The following is a 1690-nucleotide window of genomic DNA, read 5'->3' as shown; positions in this document are numbered from 1 at the left end:
TAGCAGCATTATTCAGGGAAGACAGATCGTCGGGGCGGGTAGGTATCAAAATAACATCGGCAGCAAAAACACCACTTTGGCTGAAGTAAAGCCATTGAGTTGGGCAGTCGATTAGGATGTAATCATACTCATTGCGAAGAGGAGCAATGAGATCGCGAAGGCGCCGAGTTCCCTTTGGGATATATGCTACTGCCCGGCTATCAGTCAACGTCTCTAGTTCAGGGTCTCTTGGGATAATGTCGAAGATGGAAAATCCCTTGAGTTTATATGTTTGGACAATGGCATGGACGTCTATTTTGGGATCCTTTAAACATTGCGTCAGTGTAATTTTTCCAGGAGTGGCTCCCAAACTTCTTGTCAGATCACCCTGAGAATCAAAGTCAACAACTAAGACCTTTTTTCCCTTGGTTTTTAGTGCTGCCGCAAGGTTAATGACCGTCGTTGTTTTGCCTACGCCTCCTTTGTTATTGTACACACATATAGTCAAGGCACGCTCATAGTTTTCTAGCTTGTTTCGCAAATCACGTACTATGGTCTCAACGTTATCTGGATTAATGGATAAGTTTGCTGTAGCAGGGTGGACGACTTTTCCATGCTTCCTCCAGATCTGGATGTAACTCGCGTTTGTGATTATTCCCCACTTTGCAGACTTAGAGCGCTCTCTAGATAGGTATCCTTTTACTTGATCTACTGCTTCTTCGTAAGTGGAAGAGCCTTCACTGAGGTCATATGTTCTAGATTTGACTTCTAAAAAAAGATATGGATTTTTCTGGGAGTTATAAAAAATATCCGTAGCTTCCGTATTCTTCCGTGCTGCAAAGTCTACCTTTCCACAGCCTGTCTCAAATTGAGGTCTAATCTCTAGATCGTCAAAGCCCAGCTCGTAGAGGAGAGGGTTGGCAAAATACTGGACAATAACTTGCTCAGTTTTTTCGCTAGGAGATATTTTCTCAAGTTTCTCCCGAAGAGAGTTAGCACTGGCCATAGGACGACAAAGGTAAACAAAAAACTGACACTTAGAACTTCTCGAAGTGTGAAACTGGGGTAATCCCTTGGTAGATTGAAAGCTTGCCCTCAGCATAGCAGTTGCTTGGCTCGTTCTGACAGTGCCTGAGCTGTCAGGCCGTTGTAGTCCATCAATTCGGCGGGGGTGGCGGTGGTTTCGCCGCGTTTCCAAGCGAAGAAATCCCGCGGGCCGGCATAGCGCAACATCAAGGGTTCGAGCATCAGGCTAGATCCGCCTGTTACGCCGATGAGGGCCTCGCCGGCAAACCAAGCGGCAAATTCTTGGTCGGACATGAATTCCCCATCTGGCTGAGCACAGGTGGACCAAGCCACGTCGCCGTGGCGATACAGACGGCGGGGGTTAATCACCGAGACGATTTTGCAGCCGATCCCTTGGGCTTGGAGCTGCTCAGCCGCCTCGAACACGGGCAGGAGAACCATATCCCCCACCACGGCAAAGACGACGGTTCGGGATCCGGGAAACTCCTGAAGGACGATGCAGCCCTGCTCTACTGCTTGGCGGGCTTGTTCTAGGGTGGTGCGGATGGGCAGGGGGGTTTTGCTGGCGATGATAGGGATCCCTTTGTTGCAGGTGGATAGGGCCCATTCGTAGGCAGCTTGGGCACAGTTGGCATCCGGCGGGAAGAGGGGGAAGACGTTGCCGTTGCGCATCATGGCCGCCAGG

General features: G+C 49.7%; 1 protein-coding gene and 1 pseudogene. Both read right to left on the bottom strand.

What is annotated here, in order from left to right:
* On the bottom strand, positions 1 to 985 hold a 985-nt coding region (locus NW846_RS12550; protein WP_414516202.1), incomplete at its 3' end, for an AAA family ATPase.
* 89 nt (positions 986 to 1074) lie between these two features.
* Positions 1075 to 1690: pseudogene (locus NW846_RS12545) on the bottom strand (phosphoketolase); the annotation flags it as partial.

The organism is Synechococcus sp. W60.3 (assembly GCF_047502615.1).
GTDB lineage: Bacteria > Cyanobacteriota > Cyanobacteriia > Thermostichales > Thermostichaceae > Thermostichus.
The sequence above is the reverse complement of the archived record's forward strand: the minus strand, read 5'-3'. Positions and strand labels throughout refer to the sequence as shown.